The sequence below is a fragment of the Endozoicomonas sp. ALB032 genome, from assembly GCF_049310125.1.
Taxonomy (GTDB): domain Bacteria; phylum Pseudomonadota; class Gammaproteobacteria; order Pseudomonadales; family Endozoicomonadaceae; genus Endozoicomonas_A.
On the sequence record NZ_JBLYNW010000001.1, the window covers coordinates 738,421 to 761,923 of the forward strand.

The following is a 23,503-nucleotide window of genomic DNA, read 5'->3' on the forward strand; positions in this document are numbered from 1 at the left end:
GCGTTTTAATTGACCTTTTGCGACACCCTCGATTGGGCGAGGGTTTACGACGATTTTGCTAAAAATTCATCATGACCAAAGGGTTATCAGCTCTTCAATGCGTCATAAATCGAATTCAAATTCACGCTGTTTACAAACTCTTCGGCGATAATTGTCAGTTCGACGGATTTCAGCACCAGAGCATCGCTGGCGTTGTACGCATGCCGTAAGTAGGCATCTTCAACAGATCCCTGGAACTCGTAAGAGCTATAAATCCAGGACATCATGGCATACAGCTCTCCCGGTGAGGATGGATCGTGAGCGCCATGGTGGTCGCTGCTTTTATAAGGCCCGATGACAGCGTCAGCCCAACAATACTTTAAGTAACCGCCTTTCGAGTTTGCCAGTCCATACAGGTAATAACTGAAGGCCTGCTGAATTGCCTGAATGCATTTGTTTTTTAAATCACTTTCCAGCCTTCGCTCCTCATCCGACGGCTCCAGGTCGTCCGGGCTGTTGGCAATAATTCGCTGCAACAGGGCTTCGACCTTTTTATCCAACACTGTTTCGTCCCAGGAAGGTTGCCCCATGATAATTACCGGACGGTGGTTCGCCTTGAACGAGCTTAACTGCTCAAAGGCCGGATCATGTACCAACATTCGTTCTATATTCGGAATACCCTCAGGTTCGTCTGTCCAGGTTTTTTGCAAAGACGAGCTGGCAATTTTACTTTGCAGGAATGGCGAAACCCCGTCATGACTGTGAGTGACGAGCAAGGCATACTTTTTCTTTGTTTGGAAGTAGCTATGTAGGAACTGCCAGAGATGGCTATTTTTTTCCCTGGAGAATGATCCCTTATACCACTGTTTCAGACAACGGCTGGCATCAACCTTCAGTTCATCGACGCTTTCCAGTCGCAGCAATAGCTGATGGTGTTTAACTTCCTTCTTACTTTTGTATTTTTGTAATGGCAATAGATTCAGCCAACCCGATTTCAGGGCTTGACTGGCAAATTGAATAACCGAACGTTTGGTCAAGTCGCTGCCATTGAGTATTTTCACTATTGAATTCAACCAATCGAGCGGCTCTGCTCCGCCATGAACAATCATTTTTAAATAGAGGGATTTAAGTTGATCAGAGACCTGATCCTCATCACTGTCGGACAATATTTGCATTACGGCTTCCGACATCGGATTATCTCCTCGGCAATCTATATCACCGATCAATGCCTGCTCGGCGTAGTCCGATTTGTCTGTCTCCAGCGACTCCAGGATTGAGACGCCCATGGAAAAGTCGGCCAAATCTTTTTTCTTCCAAAGTCTCACTACTATTTTGAAAGGTGTCAGATCGGCTTCTAACAATGCAGTGTTTGCCTCAAGGGCTTTATTCAGCTCCTCCAGGCTCATTCCCAGGGCTCTGGCTATAGCTTCCTGTTGTGCTAAATCAGCTCCTTCCAGGAGATCCCTTATTTTCTTTGAATTGGCGCCGGAACCGCTGATCCGCCTGTTGGGCTGGAAGTCAGGCCAGATTTCTATTACCTCAACAGGTGCCCCGCCCAAATCCACTGACTCCCAGGTTTGACCGCTGTCTATGGAACATTCTGCAAAGGCGTGGTTTTTGTTAGCAATTAGCCGACATGGAATCTCAAAATAACGGCAAAGAGCAACAAAAACAGGCGCACGATGACGACAGCTCCCCTGCCGCTGTGTTACCAGGTATTGAAACAAATTTTTATTCCCCACTGGCATATCACCACCGGAAAACCCCCGGCAATAGTCCTTGATCGCCTTAATGCGTTGCCTGATGTTTTTAGCGTCTTTTATTATCTGTAAAGGCCCCTGTACTTCCGTTGGTTGCAGGTCAATTCGGGTAAATACTTTTTTCAGTACTGCCTCTATACCTTCTGAACAGCGGACGTCAAACCGTGTTGATTGTGCGGGTCGGACTTTTTCAGCAAGTGTTTTTTTTCCCGCTTCTCTGTGTTCTACGACATAGGCAAATTGAATAGTCTGGTTATCTTCGGCCTTCGCAACATAGAGTGTATGGAGCCCGGCATATCGGTCCCTGATCAGGGTAAATGGCAATGCTGGTGTTATGCGCAGGGCCACGATTCGGTCGTCAGGCTTCAGGCCGGGCAAGGCATATCGACAAGTGTTCGATGGCCGCTCAAAGGTCGCCAGGGTCTGATCGCTGGCTAATGTCACTTCCTGGTCAGGTTGCGGTAACCGACCCGGTATGAGGACTTCGGCTCCCTGCATGTGACGATCATTAATATCGATCAATTTGATGTCGCCCTCAGCAGATACAAAAATATCTCTTGCCCACCACCGATAATGAGCGGGAAAAAAGTCCTTAATGTCAAAAATTATATAACGCTTGATTTTTAGCTCACTCTCGTTCTCGTAGTCCGTAATGCGGTCCAATGGTGAAGCCTGTTTCTCGAGGTCTTCCGGATTGTATTTTTCAGAGGCCTTATCACTGTCAATAGTCAATGCCTGGTAAACAGACTGTGGCTCAGGGTTGGTGCCTTGATCCAATGTCGGTGCCTGTTTCTCCCGGACTTTTGGCATGTCCTGTGGTGTTTCGTTCATAAAATCATCGACCAGATGCTTCGGCAGATCACTGATCTGATGCCAGAACACAGGCCAACATTGTGCACCATGGAGGTACCATGCACTGATTCGCCGATCAGCCTCACGAAAATAAGGCCGGTTAGCTGATAAGATCAGCGTCAGTGTCTGTTCTTTCGACAGGGAAAATACGCTATCAGCGTGCACGCCGGTGTGGCCAAACTTATGATTAAACCAGCTTCGCTGCCAGTGTCGGTAAAGTGTCTGGGTGAGTGAGTCGTCCGAGTCATAGGGCCTCATTGGAAGGCCTGATGACCGCCACTTTGCCTGAGCCACGCTCTTGATGATTTCCGTTCTGGCTTCCTGTTCATCCAGCTCAGTGTTAACACGGATTTCATGTTTTTTTTCATCAACACTGCTGAGATGACTGCTTCGTATCAACCATGGACGATCAATGTTCGGTACTGTCTGATTGAACCAATGGCAAAGTCCGGAATTAAATTCACATTTCCCCATGGCAAGAGCCGAAGACCCGGGCAGTTCCTCCAGCGATAGGTTGACGGCCATCAGATAAAGCCGATAGTGCTGAGTGAGGCATTGATGAAGTGCTTTATCGGTAAAGTCGCCTCTTCTGAAGACAGCCCTGGTGACATTCTGAAGATCAAGGCTGGTCGGCTGCAAAGGCAGGTTTTTGCGTTGTAGGCAAGACCTTAAAAGACAATGTTTTTCTGTTAGCTTTTTAGCGACTAATGTCCATTCTGGTGACTCTGGCAACACTTTTTCGGCAATGGTCTGTAATTCTGCCGGGTTGTACTGCCGAATGGGCAGATGTCGAAAACGTCCTTTCAGTGCCGGTGACAAGGGTTTTCGCCCGCTGTACTCAGGCGGGTTGATGGTGGCAAACAGGTGGAAGCCGGGATGGGCGTCACCGGCCAGAATATCGTTTAACTCACCTTCCAGATGCTGGCTGTCGATCAGATTCATTTCCGAAATCACCACGATGCCGCCTTTAATTTTTGCCTTCTGGATCGCTTCACACACTCTGTCCCAGGAACAATCACAGGCATTCAGGTAAAAGACTTCCGGCATGGATTCTTGCCGTTGTTCAGCCTGCTGTCTGACACTTTCAATCACCAGGCTCAGCGTGGCATCTTTACCCCGTCCGGCCGGACCTTCTATCAGTGTCGCCTGACGACCGCCGTGTTTTATCTTGCGATGATAAGCCTGCTGACAGCGGCTTAAATCCTGTCCAAGCCGTTGCGCCAGTTCACGGACTGCCGATCCGGAGGTATCAAAGTCTGGTCGAATTTTTTCGCTGACTGTTCTGAAGGTCTTCTGCATTTCCTCCAGGGTCTTGTTATGAACTCTGTCGCTCAGGGTGTTCTCCGGCTGGTAACGGGCAGCAAACCAGCTTTCCAGTGCTGACAGGGCATCCTGATTTGTTTCGGTGATTTCAGGGCCCAGTAGATCCCGAAAACTTTGTTGGATCAAAGCGTTCATTTGCTTGCCGGTAACCGTGTCACCGGCGGATAACGAACGATCCAGATACCAACCCACCCAACTGCAGATATCGGTTAAATCCCTGGGGGTAAACTCATGGTCTGGCAGCAGTTCCTGATAATATTGCCACAACACCATCAGACTCCCGGTGGTACTCTGCGCAATCCTGCTTGTTTGAGAATCCGGCAGATGCCGTTGTAACTGATTGAGCAGAGCCGGTTCCACCACTCTGTCCCTAAGGAAAGCCTGGTCCAGACGTGGGTAGTAAGCCCTGGGCAGCTTCTCTTTCAGGGCCGGGTCCATTTGGCGCCCGGTGTAATGATCCGGGTTACCGGTGAGAATTACCCGGTGTTTTGGGCCGACCTTGACAGGATGACCATTGACATAGATGCAGGGTTCCGGTTCCCACAGGCCGTTCAATGACGCCAGTAATCCGGCTTTGGCCAAATTAGCCTCATCCAGCAACAGGGTGATGTATTCTCCGTCTTTGTCGGATTTGGTATTGGCCCATGCCATTAGCGCCCGGTTTTGCTGCGCCATAGAGCGGTCGCCATCGGTATGCTCTTGCCACTGCCAGCGTTTCATCAGGGTCTGTTCGCTGTCGGAAGGTCCAAGGGAAATGACCTCAGCCAGTCCTGAAGCGTTCGCCATTTTGGCGGAAAAGTAACTTTTTCCGGTGCCGGTTTCCCCCTGCAGGAAGATAACGGGAGAGTCCGAAAGCCGGTCATGGAGTCGGGATAATCGACGGCTTTCACGATCTCTCTGGCTTATCTCGCCGTGATAAAGATCCCGGGCCAGTGCTGACAAAGGATTATCAGCGGAACCCGTCCATTCCAGTGATTCAGGCAGACGATTTTCTATCTCTTCAATACCTGCTTTGACAGTATTCGCGGTTCTGGCAATATGAAAACAATCGCTGGCCAGAGCCTGAATAGCATCGGATCGGATCTGACCAGACGCAAGGTTTAACTGCCATCCGCAAGCCAGCGCATCCTGCAAACGTTTAATCTGTCTTGATGGCCTGATGGTTAACGATTGAAAGGTCTCTGTTGCTGCCGGATCGACTTTCAACTGGCAGGCCATTGCGTCTTGTTGTTCTGCAGACGTATGGGCTACGATCAGGGCACAGAGCCCGTCCAGAATTTCTTCTACATCCCATTCCGGAGATGAACTTTGATAGTAGAGTTTTGCTTGCTTAAAGATTTTCGGGTCAGAGGCTCTGGCCAGTGGCCAGAGGTTCTGCTTTACAAACTCTCGGTTTAAGTGCGGGGCACTATTGATGACTTCATTTAACTGGTCCGGATCTACCGAGTCGGTTTGATCCTCATCCGGCTTCCTGTGAGCATCTGGCGTCCTATCCGGTAACAACTGCCAACAAACCACCTTCATAAAATCACGGACGGACGGATTCTGCCGGGTGCCATGGGTGATGACACTATTGATGGCCTTGCGCCAGTGGCGGGGCAGGAACTCTGGGGACTGGTCAACCTGCTGTGCCCGTCGGGCCGCCAGTATCAGGTTATTCAATAACCCTTCGGTTATTTCAGGCAAAGGGTTACACAGGTGGGCGGGTACGGTTTTAAAGGCTTCGTAAAGTTCATTAAGTGCTTGTTCAGGCAGTTCAGTCCGCGGTATCTCATACCTGGAGGCAGTGATATCCCAGAGATCGATCTCGGGGCAGGGCTTACCTGTGGCAAGCATCAAGTTCAATACTGAAGAGGGGCTTTTTGCAGACTCAGGCCAGAGCAATGTGACGCGAGCTTTTGGGTAGGCCTGTAATTGACCATTCACTAGCAGAGGTTGTCCCACAACCAGAGGTTCCAGCAGTTGCTGAAGCGCTGGACTACGCTCGAGTCCCAGGAATACCACCGGCTCACCAGCGGTTAATGCCTCCTGCAATTTACTCTGGCGTCGTCCAAAATACGCCTTTTGTTCCGAGGTGATATGGATATTATCAAATAGCTGGCTGAAGCCTGTCTGTTCATTGACCTGGATGACCAGAGGTGTTTGCGGCTGCTGATTGATCCAGTGTCTGACCTGGGCATGTTGCTGATAAGTAAAGGTGTCAATGGCTGCCTGATCGCTGACTTTTTTCGGTAACTGAACGCTCCCGGGTATAGGGTACTCAACGTTTTCTATCAATCCCAGGGCTTTTGGCTGCCGTCCTGAATGAGCCACCCGAAGTCGGGGCTCCAGGCCAGTGGTTTCGCGAATAGTCTGCAGTGAGCCCAGCAAACGAAACCAGTTTTCCTCATTGAGGGGAGACGTAACAGCGACGGCACCGCCCGCCTGAACCTGTTCCAACAGACAGCTGTTAGGGACTGCATAACCCTCCGGGGCGATGGCAATCGGGCTCAGCCATTCGCTGATATTACTCTCGTTAATGATGACCGGATTTTGTGGTGGTTGCTCTTGATTAAGTCCATTGGCGCCTTGTTTGTCATTTTGTTTTTCAAAAGAGCAGGACAGGCTTTGAAACAGTGAACTAAGCTCGTCATTCCCTACCGGCATCTGATAAAAGTGAACATTGTCGGGTAGCCGACAGACCTTGCCATTGCTCTCAAAGCATTGCTGCGCCAGCATTTGCCGAATCGTCTGTTCAAAGGCCAGATCCTGCCAGTTGGCCCCTTTCAGAATCACCCGTTGACCGACCCTCAATAACTCAAGCCTGCCGGGGAGGTGCTGGATTCGTCCCTGTTTATCTACGCCGGGACCACCCAGCAACAAATGTCGCCAGTGACCGTGCAGGTGACAGTCAATAACCAGGGTATTGTCGTCATCCATGGCGCTTTCAGCGGAGAGTTCCGCCAATACCGGAGGCACCTGGTCGATGTCCATTGCCGAAGCATTGCCGGTCTGTGCGTCGAACTGCCAGGTATTGCCCGGGCGATTAATTCGCCGCCAGAAATCAGCACCGGGTGCATCTTCGCGTTGGCCAACCGATGCCAACTGTTCAGGATCTGCCACCACCAGTAGAGCAACATGTTCGCCCAGAGTGCGTTTCTGCTGGCTGACTTTGTCGTACAGACAGGGGTTATCAGGGTCCAGCAGGTCGTTAAATTTTGGCAGATCCTCGCTGTTGAGATTTCGGATATCCAGCACCAGAGTCATGGGCTGTGAACCTTCAAACAGCTTGCCCGAACCCAGCGTGTGGCCACCGTCGCCGGAAATGCTCAAGCGGGTCACCAGGTTAGCCTGTGACAGGTCATCGGGGTGGGAAATAAGAGTGACATCCTGATGTTCATTGCAGGTCTGGGCAACCAGAAGCTGTCGAATCTCATCATCACTGGCGACAAAACGAAAATCGAAGGAACGGGGAGCCTTTTGGAGCGAGGAATCCGCAGCCAGGGTTTGCGCCTGGTGAGGCGACGAAATCAGTGGTGACGATACCCTGAGCCTGGCAGTGACATCAGAGCAGACTCCTGCAATCTTTGACGTTGATGCATCCCGCTTTGCTTTCTTGGCCGGTACGCCACTGTCAAGAACGGTTGTTTTTATGCCAGCACCATCAATCCGACTTTCCATAGTCAATGTCTCTCCTGCCATCTGAATGACTGTATTGAAATTGTTTAATCATTTGACCTTCAGACAGGAGGAAAGTTCGATTTCAATGGTTACCCGTGACCATTGAAGGGAGTAACGATCTCGAAAAACTTACTATGATCAGGCTGTCAACGTGCATCTAATGAGTTATAAAGCGAATTCAAATTCATGCTGTTCAAAAACTCTTTGGCAATTTTTGTCAGTTCAGCGTTTTTGAGCACCAGAGCGTTGCTGGCGTCCTGTGCCTGTTTTAAGTAGGCATCATTAACAGAGCGCTGAAAATCGGAAGAGCTTGAAATAGCAGACATCATGGTATATAGCTCTTCTGGTGAGGACGGTTCGTGAGAGCCAAAGGCTTGATTACTGACAAGCTCACTCACCCCGTTAGCATCGCCCCAACAATAGGTTAAGCGACCACCTTTTGAGTGTGTCAATTCATAGAGGTAATGACTAAAGGCCTGCCGAATCAATTGATTGCAGTTACTTTTTAAAGTAACCCCAAATTCCACACCCTTTTTCAACTCTTTAACAGAGTCTTTTATGTTTTTGTATCTCATTTCGATATCAGATGTTTTTTCGTTATAGACTTCTTCTGCAAGCCGACGTTTTTCATGAAGAGGTAATGAACCAGTGCAACCTGCAGGATCATCTGCAGTATGCAATGCTTTCATATATTCGTCTTTCAATTTTCGCAGTGCTTTCTCTCTGGATACACTGAGCTCTTGCAGTTCATCGTCGAACTGTTCTAACCTGGCCCTAGATATACTGACTATTTCTAATAACTGCTTTAAGTACGGGGTGTTCTCAACTTTTAGTTGAAACAGTTCTTCGGCCTTCTCCTCAACCAGTGTGTTGCTCCAGACAGGTTGCCCCAGGATAATCACCGGACGGTGATTATCCTTGCCCGAGGCTAATTTCGGAAACGCAGGCTGGTGCACCAGCATTCGTTCTATATTCGGCGTGCCGTCAGGTTGGTTTGTCCAGGCATTCTTTAACGATGTGCAGAGAATGTTAGCTTCCAGAAATGGCGAAAACCCATCATGGCTATGGGTGGCGAAAAAGTCATTGCCTTTTATTATATGGTGGTATTTACAAGCCGACTGCCAGAACTGAATATTTTTTTCTCTGGACAATAACTGCTTATAAAACTTTTTCAGACAATGGGTGGCTTTGACCCTCAGCTCATCGAAATCTTTCAGACGCATCAATAGCTTATAATGATCTGTGGCCGATACAATAATAGTTTCGTATTCTGGCATTGGATCCAACCAGCCCGATGCCAGTGCTTCATGGGCAAAGCGAACAACCGAAGCTCTGTGAAAGTTACATTTTGCCAGTATATCCACTATCGAACCCAACCATTGTCGAGAGTCTGCTCCGGCCTGATCAATCATTTTTGAGTACAATAATTTGAGTTGCTGAGCGACCTGATCTCCTTCACCGTAGTAGTTCAACATCGTACATACTGCCTCCGACATCGGTTTACGAAGCCATCGACCATCGAACACTGTTCCGATTAAACTCTTCTCCTCTTCGCCCAATGCTTCTGTGTCCATCGACACTAACATTGAGACACCCATGGAAAAAGGGCCTAAAGTTTTTATCTTCCAGAGCTCCAGTACCCTTTCATAAGGACTTGGATCGGTTTCTGGCAATGCACTCTTTGTCTCAAGTGTGTTGTACTGTTCTCTGGAGTTCACAACAGAGGCCTCAGCCAGAGTTGGCTGTTTTGCTAAATCAGCACCTTTAAGGAGATTCTTGACCGTTTCTAACTCAGTGTCGGGGGCACCCACCTTCCTGTTGTGTTGGAAGTCAGGTCTGATTTCTATTGGCAGCACTGGAGCTCCGCCCAAATCCGCTGATTGCCAGGTTTGGCGGCCATCCAGGGAGTACTCGGCAAAGCTGTGGATGAGGTTATTAATTTGTCGGCATGGAATTCCGAAATAACGGCAAAGAGCCACAAAAACAGGCACACGATGACGACAGCTACCTTGCCGCTTTTTTACCAGAAATTGAAAGAAGTTTTCACTGGGCGCTGGTTTAGCCTTACCGGAAAACTGTAGACAATAGTCCTTAATCGCTTTAACTCGTTGCGTCCTGTTTTCTGCGTTTTTTATTGCCTCCAAAGGCTGCTGTATTTCAGATGGCTGGTCTTCAATGGCCATAAACAGTTTTTTTAGTACGGTTTTCATACCTTCTGAGCAGAGGGCATCAAAACGTACTGATCGATCTGATCCTTCTGATTGAGATTCTTCAGCCGTTGTTTTTTTCCCCGGTTTTTTGGGTTCTACGACATAAGCACACAGAATTTTCTGGTTGGCTTTGGCTTCTGGAATAGTCAGTGTGTGAAGTCCGGTATATCGGTCCCTGACCAGGGTAAATAGCATATTCGGTTCTATGCGCAGGGCCACGATATAGTCGTCAGGCGTCAGGCTGGGCAATGCATATTGGCCATTCTTCGATGACAATTCATAGGTCGCCAGTGTTTGATTTGTGGCTAATGTTACTGACTGTTCACGCCCCGGTAACGGGGCCGGTGTGAGGGCTTCGAACCCCTGAATGTGTCGATCATTAATAACGAACTGATTGATCTCACCCTCGGCAGTGACATCAAAATCACTTGCCCAGAAGCGATACATTCTGGAAGTAATGTACTTCGTATCAAAAATTTTACAATCGTTGACCTGTGGCTTCTTCAGGCCCTCGTAGCCGGTCCTCCGATCCAATGTCTTGGTCTGTTTCCCTTCGTTAACGTAGTTGTCCAACCCACGTTTCGGCAGATCACTTATCTGATGCCAAAACGCACGACACCATTTAACTGAATTGGAGTTCCATAACCCTATCTGTCGATCAGCCTCCCGAAGATAAGGCTGGGAAGCGGGTGTTTTCAGCATTTGTCTCTCTTCTTTGGTCAGGGGGAAGACGCTATTGACGTCTACCCCCGTCCGTCCATACACACGATTAAACCAGCCTTGCTGCCAGTGTCGGTAAAGTGTCCGGGTGAGAATATCGTCCGACTGATTCGGCTTGAGAGAAAGGCCGGATGCCTGCCACCCGGTCTGAGCCATCATCTTGATGATTTCCGTTTTGGTTTCCTCTTTAGTCAAGCCAGGTTCAAAACGAATTTCATGGTGTTTTTCATCAATACTGTTGCCATCACCGGGTCGTATCAACCACGGACGACTAATGTCCGATACCGTCAGGTTGAACCATTTGCAAAGCCCGGAATCCAGCTCACTTTTATCCATGGCAAGAGCCGATGATTCTGGCAGTTTCTCCAGGGATAGGTCGGCTGCCATCAGGTAAAGCCGGTAGTGCTTACCGAGGCATTGATTAAGGCTGTCTTCGCCAAAATCGCCTTCTCTGATAACAGCCCTGGCAACATTCTGCAGATCAAGGCTGGTCGGCTGCAACGGCAGGTTTTTTCGTTGCAGGTAAGCCCTTAAGCGACAGTGTTTCTGAGTCAGCTTTTCAGCCGCAGCTTTCCCTTCTGGAGTCAGTGGCAACACTTTCTCGGCAATGGTCTGCAATTCGGTCTGGTTGTACTGCCGGATCGGCAAATGTCTGAAACGCCCTTTCAAAGCCGGTGATAAGGGTTTTCGCCCGCTGTATTCTGGCGGGTTGATGGTGGCGAACAGGTGGAAGCCCGGATGAGCATCGCCGGCCAGAATATCGTTCAACTCACCTTCCAGATGCTGGCTGTCGATCAGGTTCATTTCTGAAATCACCACGATGCCGCCTTCCACTTTTGCTTTCCGGATCGCTTCACACACTTTATCCCAGGAACAATCACAGGCATTCAGGAGAAATATCTCTGGCATGGTTTCTCTCTTTTTCTCAGCCTGCTGTTTGACACTGTTGATCATCAGATTCAGCGTCGCATCCTTACCCCGTCCAGCCGGGCCTTCAATCAGCGTTGCCTGACGGCCGCCGTGTTTTATCTTGCGATGATTAGCCTGCTGACAGCGGCTTAAATCCTGTCCCAGCCCTTTTACCAGCTCAATGACTGCTGATCCAGAGGTATCAAACTCAGGTCGGAATTCTTTGGTGAATGCTTCGAAGTCCCGCTGAATATCTGGCAAGGTGTGGTTATGAACTTTGTCGCGCAGGGTGTTGTCCAGTTTGTAACGGGCGGCAAACCAGATTTCCAGTGCCGAAAGGGCATCCTGTTGAGTCTCGCTGATTTCGGGACCCAGTAGATCCCGGAAACTTTGCCGGATCAAACTGTTCATTTGCTCACAGCTAACACTCTCTCCTTCGGATAACGCGCGATCCAGATACCAGCCCACCCAACTGCAGATATCGGTCAAATCCCTGGGAGTAAACTCATGCTCGAGCAACAGTTCCTGATAATATTGCCACAGTGCCATCACGCTCCCGGTAGCATCGGGTAGAATTTTGTTTATTTGAGGTCCTGTCAGATGCCGTTGTAACTGATTGAGCAGCGCCGGTTCCACCACTCTGTCCCGAAGGAAAGCCTGGTCCAGACGAGGGTAGTAAGCTCTGGGCAGTTTCTCCTTCAGCGCCGGGTCAAGCTGGCGCCCGGAGTAATGATCCGGGTTGCCGGTGAGAATTACCCGGTGTTTTGCGCTGACTTTGACAGGATGAGCATTCACATAAATGCAGGGTTCCGGTTCCCACAAGCCGTTCAATGACGACAGCAATCCGGCTCTGGCCAGGTTAGCCTCATCCAGCACCAGGGTTATGTATTCTCCATCTTTGTCGGATTCGGTATTGGCCCATTCCATCAACGTCCGGTTTTGCTGCACCATAGAGCGGTCGCCATCGGCGTGTTCTTGCCACTGCCAGCGTTTCATCAGGGTCTCTTCACTGTCAGAAGGTCCGAGGGAAATGACTGAAGCTGGTCCTGAAGCCTTCGCCATTTTGGCGGAAAAGTAACTTTTCCCGGTGCCGGTTTCGCCCTGCAGAAAGATAACGGGAGAGTCGCTAAGCCGGTCGTGGAGTCGGGATAATCGACGGCTTTCACGATCCTTTTGACTCATTTCGCCGTGATAAAGATCCCTGGCCAGTGCTGACAGGGGTTGATCAGTGCAACCCGGCCATTTCAGTGATTCAGACAGACGATTTTCTATGCGTTCAATGCGTTCTGCGACGGGATTCTCTGTGACATATTCTCCCCTGGCAATGTGGAAACAATCGCTGGCCAGAGCGTGAATGGCGTCGGATCGGGTCTGACCTGATGGAAGCTTTAGCTGCCAGCCAGAAGCCAGTGCATCCTGCAAACGTTTAATCTGACTTGCTCGCCTGATGGCTAACGCTTGATACTGCTCTGCCGCCGCCGAATCAACTTTCAACTGGTACGCTATCGCCTGCCTTTGTGCTTCAGGCGCATGGGCCACAATTATGGCGCAAAGCCTGTCCAGAACTTCTTTTTCAGCCCGCAGTGACAATGGATTTTCATAGGACAGTTTTAATTCGGTGCCTTTAAATACTGCCGGGTCAAAGGCTCGGGCCAGTAGCCACAGATTCTGCTTCACAAACTTTCTATCCAACCGCCGGGAACGGTTGATGATGACAGTTAACCGGTCCGGGTCTACCGAGGCGGCTTGATCCTTATCCGGTAACAAGTGCCAACAAGCCACTTTCATAAAATCACGCACGGGCGGACTCTGCCGTGTGCCGTGCGTGACGACGCTATTGATGGCCTTGCGCCAGTGGCAGGGCAGGAGCTGCAGGGAATGGTCAACCCGCTGTGCTTGTTGGGCAGCCAGGATCAGGTTATTCAGCAAACCTTCGGTCATTTCTGGCAGGGGGTTACAAAGACCGCCAGGTACGGTTTTAAACGCTTCGTAAAGTTTATTAAGTGCTTGTTCTGGCAACTCAGTCCGAGGGATATCATGCTTGCGGGCATTGATATCCCAGAGATCAACTTCAGGACAAGGCTTCCCTGTGGCGACCATCAAACGAAATACTGGCGATGGGCTCTTCGCAGACTCAGGCCAGAAAAGAGTGACATGAGCCTGCGGATAGGCCTGTAATTGGCCATTCACCAACAGATGCTGACCAATAGCCAGGGGTTCCAGAAGTTGCTGAAGTGTTGGATTGCTCTCCAGCCCCAGAAATACAACCGGTTTGCCAGCGATTAATGCCTTCTGCAACTCGCTCTGACTTCGTTCAAAATGGGCCTTTTGTTCCGAGGTGATATGGATATTATCAAACAGCTGGCTGAAGCTGGTCTGGTCATTGACCTGAATGACCAAAGGGGCTTCCAGGTGATCTTTGATCCAATGACTTACCTGGGCATGTTGCTGATAAGTGACGATACTAAAGGAGGTCTGGTCCCTGTCTTTTTTATCTTGCTGATGGCTCCCGGGCAGAGGGCACTCATTATTTTCTGTCAGTCCCAGCGCTTTCGGCTGCTGTCTTGAATGAGTCACCTGAAGCCGGGGCACCAGACCTGTCGTCTTGTGAATAGTCTGCAGTAAACCCAGCAAACGAAACCAAAGTACATCATTGAGGGGGGACGTTATGGTGATGACACCACCCGCCCGAACCCGTTCCAACAAACAGTTGTCAGGGACGACATAACCTTCCGGGTTAATGGCAATCGGGCTCAGCCATTCCCTGATATTACTCTGGTTAATGATGACCGGGTTTGGTGGTGCGTTGTGGGAAAGTCCTTCCGCATCAGAGTGGGACAGACTTTGAAACAGTGAATGAAGCTCGTCATTCCCTACCGGCATCCGATAAAACTCAACATCGTCCGGCAACTGACAGACTTTCCCGTTACTCTCAAAACACCTTTGCGCCAGCATCTGTCGAATCGTTTGTTCAAAGGCCAGGTCCTTCCAGTTGGCCCCTTTCAGAATCACCTGTTGGCCGGGCCTCAATGACTCAAGCCTGCCGGGTATGTGCTGGATACGTCCCTGTTTATCGACTCCGGGGCCACCCAGCAGTAACTGTCGCCAGTGACTGTGCAAGTGGCAGTCAATTAAAACGGTATTGTCGCCATCCTCAGCACTTTCGGCACAGGAGAGTTCAGGCACTACCGGAGCAACCTCGGCGACGCTCATTAATGAGTCATTGCCGGTCTGTGCGTCGAACTGCCAGGTATTGCCCGGTCGATTAATTCGCCGCCAGAAATCAGCTCCTGGTGCCTCATGATTGCTGCCAACCAATGCCAACTGTGCCGGGTCTGCCAGAACCAATAGAGAAACATGCTTGCCCAGAGGGCGTTTTTTCTGGCTGACTCTGTCGTACAGACAGGGGGTATCCGGGTCCAGCAGATCGTTAAATTTTGACAGTTCAGCACTGGTGAGTTTTCGGATATCCAGCACCAGGGTCAATGGCTGCGAACCTTCAAACAGTTTGCCCGGATAAAGCGCGTGCTGACCCTCTTCGGAAATGCTCAACCGGCTCATCAGATTAGCCTGTGAGAGGTCATCGGGATGGGAAATAAGGGTGACATCCCGATGTTCATCGCAGGTCCGGGCAACCAGAAGCTGTCGAATCTCATCATCACTGGCGACAAAACGAAAATCGAAGGCATGAGGAGCCCCGGGGAGCGAGGAATTCGTTGAGGATACGGTTCTCGCCTGGTGAGGCGACGAAATCAGTGGTGACGATACCTTGAGCCTGGCAGTGACATCAGAGCAGATCTCGACATCATTTGCCGGTAATGCCAGCTTTGGATTTTTGGCTGGTACGATATTGTCAGACGCGCCACTATCAAGAACCGATTTGTTTATTTCCCTGATCTGAACATCCACTATTAATCTCCTTTCCTGATGTCCCTTGAAGGATTGCATTGAAACTGATTAATCGTTTGACCTTAGGATGAGATTAAAGTTCCATTTTAACTGTTGCCCCTCTGTAGGGTTGTCCAGCCTGATGTTCGCGAAGGAAGTCGTCATTCCCGCGAAGGAGGGTGTCGCAAAACTCTGATTCCCATGCTCTGAGGTCGTCATTCCCGCGAAGGCGGGAATCCAGCGCCAACGGTGGATCTCTGTCTTCTTGGGGATGACAAGGCCAGGGGGGCACCGGGCAGTATGGTTCTGGTGGTGAGTCACTGTGGATTCCCGCCTTCGCGGGTGTCGCAAAAGGTCAATTAAAACGCTTCAAGCTTCAAACCGTCATCTCCGCGAAGGCGGAGATCCACTGTTCGTGGTGGGTTCCCGCCTGCGCGGGAACGACGATCTTGATATATCCTGCTGACCATACCCTTTTGCGACAGCCTCCTTCGCGGGAATGACGAGAATGAAGCCGGGAGTGTCGGGAGTGAAGCACTCAACATGACCAAACGGTTATCAGGTATCCAAAGCATCACAAAGCGAACTCAAATTCAGGCTGTTTAAAAACTCTTCGACAATTTTTGTCAGTTCATTGGTTTTGAGAATCAGGGCGTTACTGACGTTATGTGTTTGCCGCAAGTGGTCATCCCTAATAGCTTCCTGCGACCAGTCAGAGCTCTTGATTAAAGACATCATGGCATACAGTTCTTCTGGTGAGGATGGAGCATGAGCACCACAGTGGCCATCATCGTCTTCCGCCAGGATGAAAGCATCGGCCCAACAATAGGTTAAGCCCCCCCCTTTCGAATGTGTCATTTCATACAAGTAATAAATGAAGGCCTGTTGAATTGCTTTCCGGCATTGGTTTTTTAAGTCAAACACCAGGACTTTGTCCCTGGATGGTACCTCAAGGGACTTCAGGGTGGATTGGTACTTGCTGATGATATCAAGCCTTTCTTTCTGACTATCCGTTGCTTTCAGAGCATTAAAGCATCGTCGATCCATTGCTTCATATTGATTGATTTTTTCCAATATCTGCCTCAAGTACGGGTTGTTCTCAAGTTTCCGTTGAAGTAGGGCTTCGGCCTTTTCATTAATCACTTTGCTGTTCAGTGAGATGTTCCCCAGGATAATCACCGGACGGTAGTTGCCTTTGCCCGAGTTTAACTGCACAAAGGCAGGGTTGTGCAACAGCAGTCGTTCTATATTCGGAACGCCCTCGGGTTTGTCCGTCCAGGCAATCTCGACGGATGGACTGGCCATTATATTTTTAAGGAATGGCGAATGCCCGTTATGAGGATCAGTGATGAAGAAGGCATTCTCTTTTCCCTCCTGGAAGGTTTCATAAGCCGATTGCCATTGCTGGTTATTTTTTTCCCCGGACATCACTTCCTCATACCACTTTTTCAAGCAATGAGCGGCTTTAATGTTCAGTTCATCGACAGCTTCCAGACGCATCAATAATTTATGATGTTCAACGGTCGTCATAACATATTTGCCATAGGTCGGCACTGGATCCAGCCAACCCGATTCCAGGGCTTCACGGGCAAAGTGAATAACTGAAGGACGGGTCAAATCACTGTTTGCCAATACGTCCACTATTGAGCACAACCACTGGTCAGGGCTTGTTCCGGCCTGGTCGATCATTTTTGAATGGAGTGACTTGAGTAGTTCAGTGACCTGATCTTCATCACTGTTGGACAATATTGGTTTGAGTGCCTCCGACATTGGTTTATAGGGGGGGTTTCCACCTCCAATCACTTTACCGACCAATGCCTTATCGTCCTCGCTCAATACTTCTGTCTCCAGCGACTGCAAGATTGAGACGCCCATGGCAAAACCGGTTAACTCTTTTTCCTCCCAGAGGTTCTTTACTATTTCGAAAGTACTCAGATTTTTTTTTGGCAAGGCATGGTCTGTCTCAAGGGTTTTGTTCAGTTCCTCGAGGCTTATACCATAGGCTTTGGCCAGAGTTTGTAGTTGTGCTAAATCAGCGTCTTTCAGGACATTCTTAAGGAGGTCCCTGCTCTTCTTCAACTCAGTGCCAGAACCTCTGAGCCGACGGGTGAGCTGGAATGCAGATGTGTGTTTTGTTGTATCGGCAGGCGCCCCGCCCAAGTCCACTGACTCCCAGGTTTGGCCTTGATCCGGGGAATACTCCGCAAAGGTGTGGAGAAGATTAGATATTGTTCGACATGGAATGCCAAAATAACGACAAAAAGCCATAAAAACAGGCGCACGATGACGACAGCGCCCTTGTCGCTGTGTGACGAGAAAGTGAAAGAAATTTTTATTGTGCTCTGCTGGTATGGCAACACCGGTGAACCCTCGGCAATAGTCCCTGATTGCTTCAATGCGTTGCGTCGTGTCTATAGCACTTTTTATTCTCTGCAATGGCTCCTGCACTTCGTGTGGTTGTTCTTTAATGTTCGTGAGCACTTCCTCCAGTACTGTTTTCATACCTTTTGAACAGCGAGCGTCAGAACGTTTTGACTGTGCTGGTTGGGCTTCTTCAGCAGGTTTTTTTTTGCTCGCTTTTCTGGACTCTACGACATAGGCAAATTTAATACTCTGATTGGCTCTGCACTCTGGAACAGACACTGTATGAAGACCGGTATAGCGATCCCTGAGCAGAACAAAGGACAACCTGGATTCCATGCGCAGGGCTACGATATAGTCGTTGACCGTGAGGCTGGGTAAAGCATACAGACCATTGTTTGGTGTCACCACCAAGGTCGCCAGTGTTTGATCGCTAGCTAATGTTACTTCCTGGTCATCCTGTGGCAATCGGGCAGGTATGAGAACTTCGACCCCCTGTACGTGTTGATAATTAATAATGGTCCGTTCGATATTGCCTTCGGGAGAGATATAAATATCCCTTGCCAACCAGCGGTAATTCCAGGAAGGAAAGTTCTGGTTATCAAAAACTCTATAATCGTGAAAGTGTCGCTTCTCATGGTTTTCATAATCTGTTTCCCAGTCCAATGCCCTGGCCGACTCTGGCTTATGGTTCTTTCTCTGAGCCAATGCCGGTGCCTGTTTCTCGTGGACTTGTGGCAGGGATTGCCCGGAAGCCTTATCACCAGCAACCACTGAGGTTTTGTTAATATAATCGCCAACAAAATGGTTCAGCAGATCCCTGATCTGATGCCAGAACTCAGGCCAACACCGAACGTCCTCGGCTTTCCACCCCCTTATCCGCAAATCAGCCTCCTGAAGATAAGGCTGGTTAATTGATATTTTCAGCGTGTGTATCTCTTCTTCGGTCGGGGAAAATACGCTACTGGCTTCCACACCCATCTGGCCAAACACACGATCAAACCAGCATTGTTGCCAGTGTCGGTAAAGCGCCCGGGTGAGAATATCGTCCGACTTATTGGGGTTCAGGGAAAGACCGGATGCCTGCCACCTTGCCTTAGCCACCATCCTGATTATTTCCGTTTTGGCTTCCTCTTCAATCAGATCAGTGTCGATATGAATTTCATGTTTTTTTTCATCAACACTGTTGCGATCACTGCTTCTTATCAACCATGGACGACTAATACCAGGTACCACCTGGTTGAACCATTGGCAAAGCCCGGAATGAATTGCTCCTTTGCTCATGGCAAGAGCCGTTGACTCGGGCAGTTCCTTCAGCGATAGGTTGGCGGCTATCAGATAAAGCCGGTAGTGCTGAGTAAGACATTGATGAACGGCTTTTTCGGTAAAATTGCCCCCTCTGTTGATAGCCCTGGCAACATTCTGTAAATCGAGGCTGGTGGGCTGCAATGGCAGGTTTTTCCGTTGCAGGTAAGCCCTTAAACGACAATGTTTTTCAGTCAACCGTCTAGCCACGGTTTTTCCCTGCTCGTTCTCTGGCAAGACTTTCCCGGCAATGGTCTGCAATTCGGTCGAGCTGTACTGCCGGATCGGCACATGTCGAAAACGTCCTTTCAGTGCCGGTGATAAGGGTTTTCGCCCGCTGTACTCAGGCGGGTTAATGGTGGCAAACAGGTGGAAGCCCGGATGGGCGTCTCCGGCCAGAATATCGTTTAACTCCCCTTCCAGGTGCTGGCTGTCCATCAGATTCATTTCTGAAATGATTACGATGCCGCCATCGACTTTTGCTTTCTGGATCGCTTCACACAGTTGCTCCCAGGAACAATCACAGGCATTCAGGGGAAAGACCTCTGGCATGGTTTCTCCCCGTTCTTGAGCTTGCTGTTTAACACTTTTGATCAGCAGGTTCAGCGTGGCATCCTTACCGCGCCCAGCCGGGCCTTCAATCAGCGTTGCCTGACGACCGCCGTGTTTTATCTTGTGATGATAAGCCTGCTGACAGCGGCTTAAATCCTGTCCCAGCCGTTGCACCAGCTCAATGACTGCCGAACCGGAGGTGTCAAACTCAGGTCGGAATTCTTTGGTGAATGCTTCGAAGTCCCGCTGTATATCTGGCAGGGTGTGGTTATGAACTTTATCGCGCAGGGTGTTGTCCGGGTGGTAGTGGGCAGCAAACCAGATTTCCAGTGCCGAAAGGGCATCCTGTTGAGTCTCGCTGATTTCGGGACCCAACAGATCCCGGAAACTTTGCTGGATCAAACTGTTCACTTGCTCACAGCTAACACTGTCGCCTCTGGATAACGCACGATCCAGATACCAGCCCACCCAGCTGCAGATATCGGTTAAATCCCTGGGGGTAAACTCATGCCCGGGCAACAGCTCCTGATAATATTGCCACAGTGCCATCACACTCTTGCTGGCCCTGTGTGCAATGTCGTTTATTTGCTGCTCCGGCAAATGCCGTTGTAAATGCCTGACCAGAGCGGGTTCCACCACCCTGTCCCGAAGGAATGCCTGGTCCAGGCGTGGGTAGTAAGCTCTGGGCAGTTTCTCTTTCAGGGCCGGGTCCATTTGGCGCCCGGAGTAATGATCGGGATTGCCGGTGAGAATCACCCGGTGTTTTTCGCTGACCTTGACAGGATGGCCATTCACATAGATGCAGGGTTGCGGTTCCCATAAGCCGTTCAATGATGCCAGTAATCCGGCTTTGGCCAGATTGGCTTCATCGAGAACCAAGGTTATGTATTCTCCGTCTTTGTTGGATTCGGTACTGGCCCATTCCATCAGCGCCCGGTTTTGCAGGGCCATAGAGCGGTCGCCATCGGTGTGCTCCAGCCACTGCCAGCGATTCATCAGGGTTTGTTCGCTGTCACAAGGCCCAAGGCAAATGACCGAAGTCGGTCCTGAAGTTTTCGCCACTCTGGCGGAAAAGTAGCTTTTCCCTGTGCCGGTTTCCCCTTGCAGGAAGATAACGGGAGAGTCTGTAAGCCGGTCGTGGAGTCGGGATAATCGACGACTTTCACGATCCTTCTGACTTATCTCGCCGTGATAAAGATCCCGGGCCAGTGCTGACAAAGGCATATCAGCGGAACCCTGCCATTTCAGTGATTCAGACAGTCGGTGTTTTATATGTTCAATGGGTTCTGCCTCAGAATTCGCTGTTCTGGCCCTGTGAAAACATTCGCTGGCCAGCGCGTGAATAGCATCGGATCGGGTCTGCCCCGGTGACAGAGGTAAATGCCAGCCAGAAGCCAGTGCGTCTTGCAAACGTCTGATCTGTCCTGTTGGCCTGATAGCTAACGATTGATAGAGCTCTGCTGCCGCCAGATCGACTTTCAACTGATACGCTAAAGCATCTCGTTGTTCTTCAGGGCCATGGATCACGACTATGGCACAGAGTCTGTCCATAACGGCTTTTTTCCCCCGCTTTGGAAACGGACTTTCATAGGACAGTTGTAATTCGATACCTTTAAAGACTGCCGGGTCAAAGGCCCGGGCCAGTGGCCACAGGTTCCGCTTCACGAACTTTCTATCCAGTCGCGGGGCACTATTGATGATGGCAGCTAACTGATTCGGGTCTACCGTGGCGGTATGATCCTCATCCGTTGTCTTATCCGGTAACAAGTGCCAACAGGCCACTTTCATAAAATCACGCACGGACGGATTCTGCCGGGTGCCATGGGTGATGACGCTATTGATGGCTTTGCGCCAGTGGCGGGGTAAAAGCTGTGAGGAATGGTCAACCTGCTGTGCTCGTCGGGCAGCCAGTATCAGGTTATTCAATAACTCTGCGGTTATTTCCGGCAGGGGTTTACACAGGTAGCCAGGTACGGTATCGAAGGCTTTGTAAAGTGAGTGAAGTGATTGTTCTGGCAGCTCAGTACGGGCGATATCATACTTGCGGGCATTGATATCCCAGAGATCGACCTCAGGACAGGGCTTACCTGTGGTGACCGTCGCATGAAATATTGAAGAGGGGCTTTTCACAGATTCAGGCCAGAGTATTGTCACACGAGCTTTTGGATAGTCTTGCAACTGGCCATTCAGCAACAGAGGTTGCCCAATAATCAGGGGTTCCAGAAGCTGCTGCAGCGTTGGATTACTCTCCAGCCCCCGGAATACGACCGGCTTGCCAGCGGTTAATGCCTCCTGCAACGCAGTCTTGCGATGTCCGAAATGAGCCTTTTGTTCCGAGGTGATATGGATATTATCAAATAGCTGGCTGAAGCGGGTCTGTTCATTGACCTGAATGACCAGAGGTGAATCCGGCTGCTTATTGATCCAATAACTGGCCTGGGCAGATTGCTGATAAGTGAGGGTACTGAAGGCGATCTGATCTTTGTTTTTTTCCTGTGGGCAGGACAGAGAGACCTCATCGTTTTCTGTCAACCCCAGGACTTTCGGCTGATGTTTTGAATCAGTCACCTGAAGTCGGGGCTCCAGGCCGGTGGTCTCGCGAATCGCCTGCAGTGAACCCAGCAAGCGAAACCAGAGCGCCTCAGTGAGGGGAGACGTTACGGTAACTGATCCCCCCGCCCGAACCTGTTCCAACAGACAGGTGTTAGGGACTGCATAGCCTTCCGGGGCAATGGCAATGGGGCTCAGCCATTGGGCAATATTACTCTGGTTGATGATGATGGGGTTGCGTGATGCTTGTTCTTTGTCAAGTGAAGGGTACAGACTTTGGAACAGTGAACGAAGCTCGTTATTCCCTACCGGCATCTGATAAAACTGAACATTGTCGGGTAATGGACAGGTCTTGTCATTGCTCTCAAAACGCTTCTGCGCCAGCATTTGTCGAATCGTCTGTTCAAAGGCCAGATCTTCCCAGTTGGCTCCTTTCAGAATCACCCGCTGTCCGGCCCTTAATGATTCAAGCTTGCCGGGGATGTGCTGGATTCGCCCCTGTTTGTCGACTCCGGGGCCACCCAGCAGTAACTGTCGCCAGTGACTGTGCAGGTGGCAGTCAATTAAAACGGTGTTGTCGTCTTCCGTAGTACTTTTGGCACGGGTGAATTCAGGCACTACTGGAGGAACCTCGTCGATGCTCATTGATGAGTTATTGCCGGTCTGTGCGTCGAACTGCCAGGTATTGTCCGGTCGATTAATTCGTCGCCAGAAATCAGCGCCAGGCGAGTCGTCACGCCTACCAACCGATGTCAGCTGTGCAGGGTCTGCCACGACCAGCAGAGAAACATGTTCACCCAGAGGGCGTTTCTCCCGGTTGACTTTGTCGAACAGACAGGGGTTATCCGGGTCCAGCAGATCGTTAAATTTGGGCAGTTCATTGCCGGTGAGTTTTCGGATATCAATGACCAGGGTCAGTGGCTTTGAACTTTCAAAGAGCTTACCTGAACGCAGACTGTGGTGACCCTCTTTGGAAATGCTCAACCGGGTCACCAGATTAGCCTGTGAGAGGTCATCGGGGTGGGAAATAAGGGTGATATCCCGATTTTTATCGCTGGTCTGGGCAACTAAAAGCTGTCGAATCTCATCATCACTGGCGACAAAACGAAAATCAAAGGCATAAGGGGTCTTTGGGAGCGAGGAATCTGTTGCGGAAACGATTCTTGCTTTGTCTGGAAAGGTTGTCGAAGGTAATGATTTATTGAGTTTGGAGGCGATACCAGGGTAGACCTTTACAACCTTTAACGGTAAATCCTGCTCTGCTTTCCTGGCTGGCTCGACACTCTTTTCGTCGCTCTTTTCGCCGCTCTCAGACACGGCAATACCAAGAAAAGAGTTGTTGTCAATTTTCTCACCAATACGACCATCCATAGCCAATCTCCCAACTGCCATCTGAAGAACTGAATTGAAGTTGTTTGGTAGTTTGACCTTTAG

Annotated in this window: 4 protein-coding genes; all 4 read right to left on the bottom strand. The window is 50.0% G+C overall.

What is annotated here, in order from left to right; all coding sequences use genetic code 11:
- Window positions 1-86 precede the first annotated feature (86 nt).
- The 4 genes from ACO6VG_RS02125 to ACO6VG_RS02140 all read right to left on the bottom strand — a co-directional run bounded on the left by ACO6VG_RS02125 (window position 87) and on the right by ACO6VG_RS02140 (window position 23,440).
- Window positions 87-7,574: an AAA family ATPase gene (locus ACO6VG_RS02125; protein ID WP_422472471.1), complete on the bottom strand. Its 7,488-nt coding sequence runs from the start codon at window positions 7,572-7,574 to the stop codon at window positions 87-89.
- A gap of 146 nt (window positions 7,575-7,720) precedes the next feature.
- Window positions 7,721-15,322, bottom strand: a complete 7,602-nt coding sequence (locus ACO6VG_RS02130; RefSeq protein WP_422472473.1) for an AAA family ATPase — start codon at window positions 15,320-15,322, stop codon at window positions 7,721-7,723.
- Between the two features lie 73 nt (window positions 15,323-15,395).
- A complete protein-coding gene (locus ACO6VG_RS02135; protein WP_422472475.1) occupies window positions 15,396-15,593 on the bottom strand; it encodes a hypothetical protein in 198 nt (65 codons plus the stop codon).
- 266 nt (window positions 15,594-15,859) lie between these two features.
- Window positions 15,860-23,440, bottom strand: coding sequence for an AAA family ATPase (locus ACO6VG_RS02140; protein ID WP_422472477.1), 7,581 nt, complete (start codon window positions 23,438-23,440; stop codon window positions 15,860-15,862).
- Window positions 23,441-23,503 lie beyond the last annotated feature (63 nt).

Excerpts from the sequence above, each read along its gene's own strand:
- ACO6VG_RS02125 (WP_422472471.1), bottom strand. The coding sequence starts at position 7,574 with ATGGAAAGTCGGATTGATGGTGCTGGCATAAAAACAACCGTTCTTGAC.
- ACO6VG_RS02140 (WP_422472477.1), bottom strand. The coding sequence starts at position 23,440 with ATGGATGGTCGTATTGGTGAGAAAATTGACAACAACTCTTTTCTTGGT.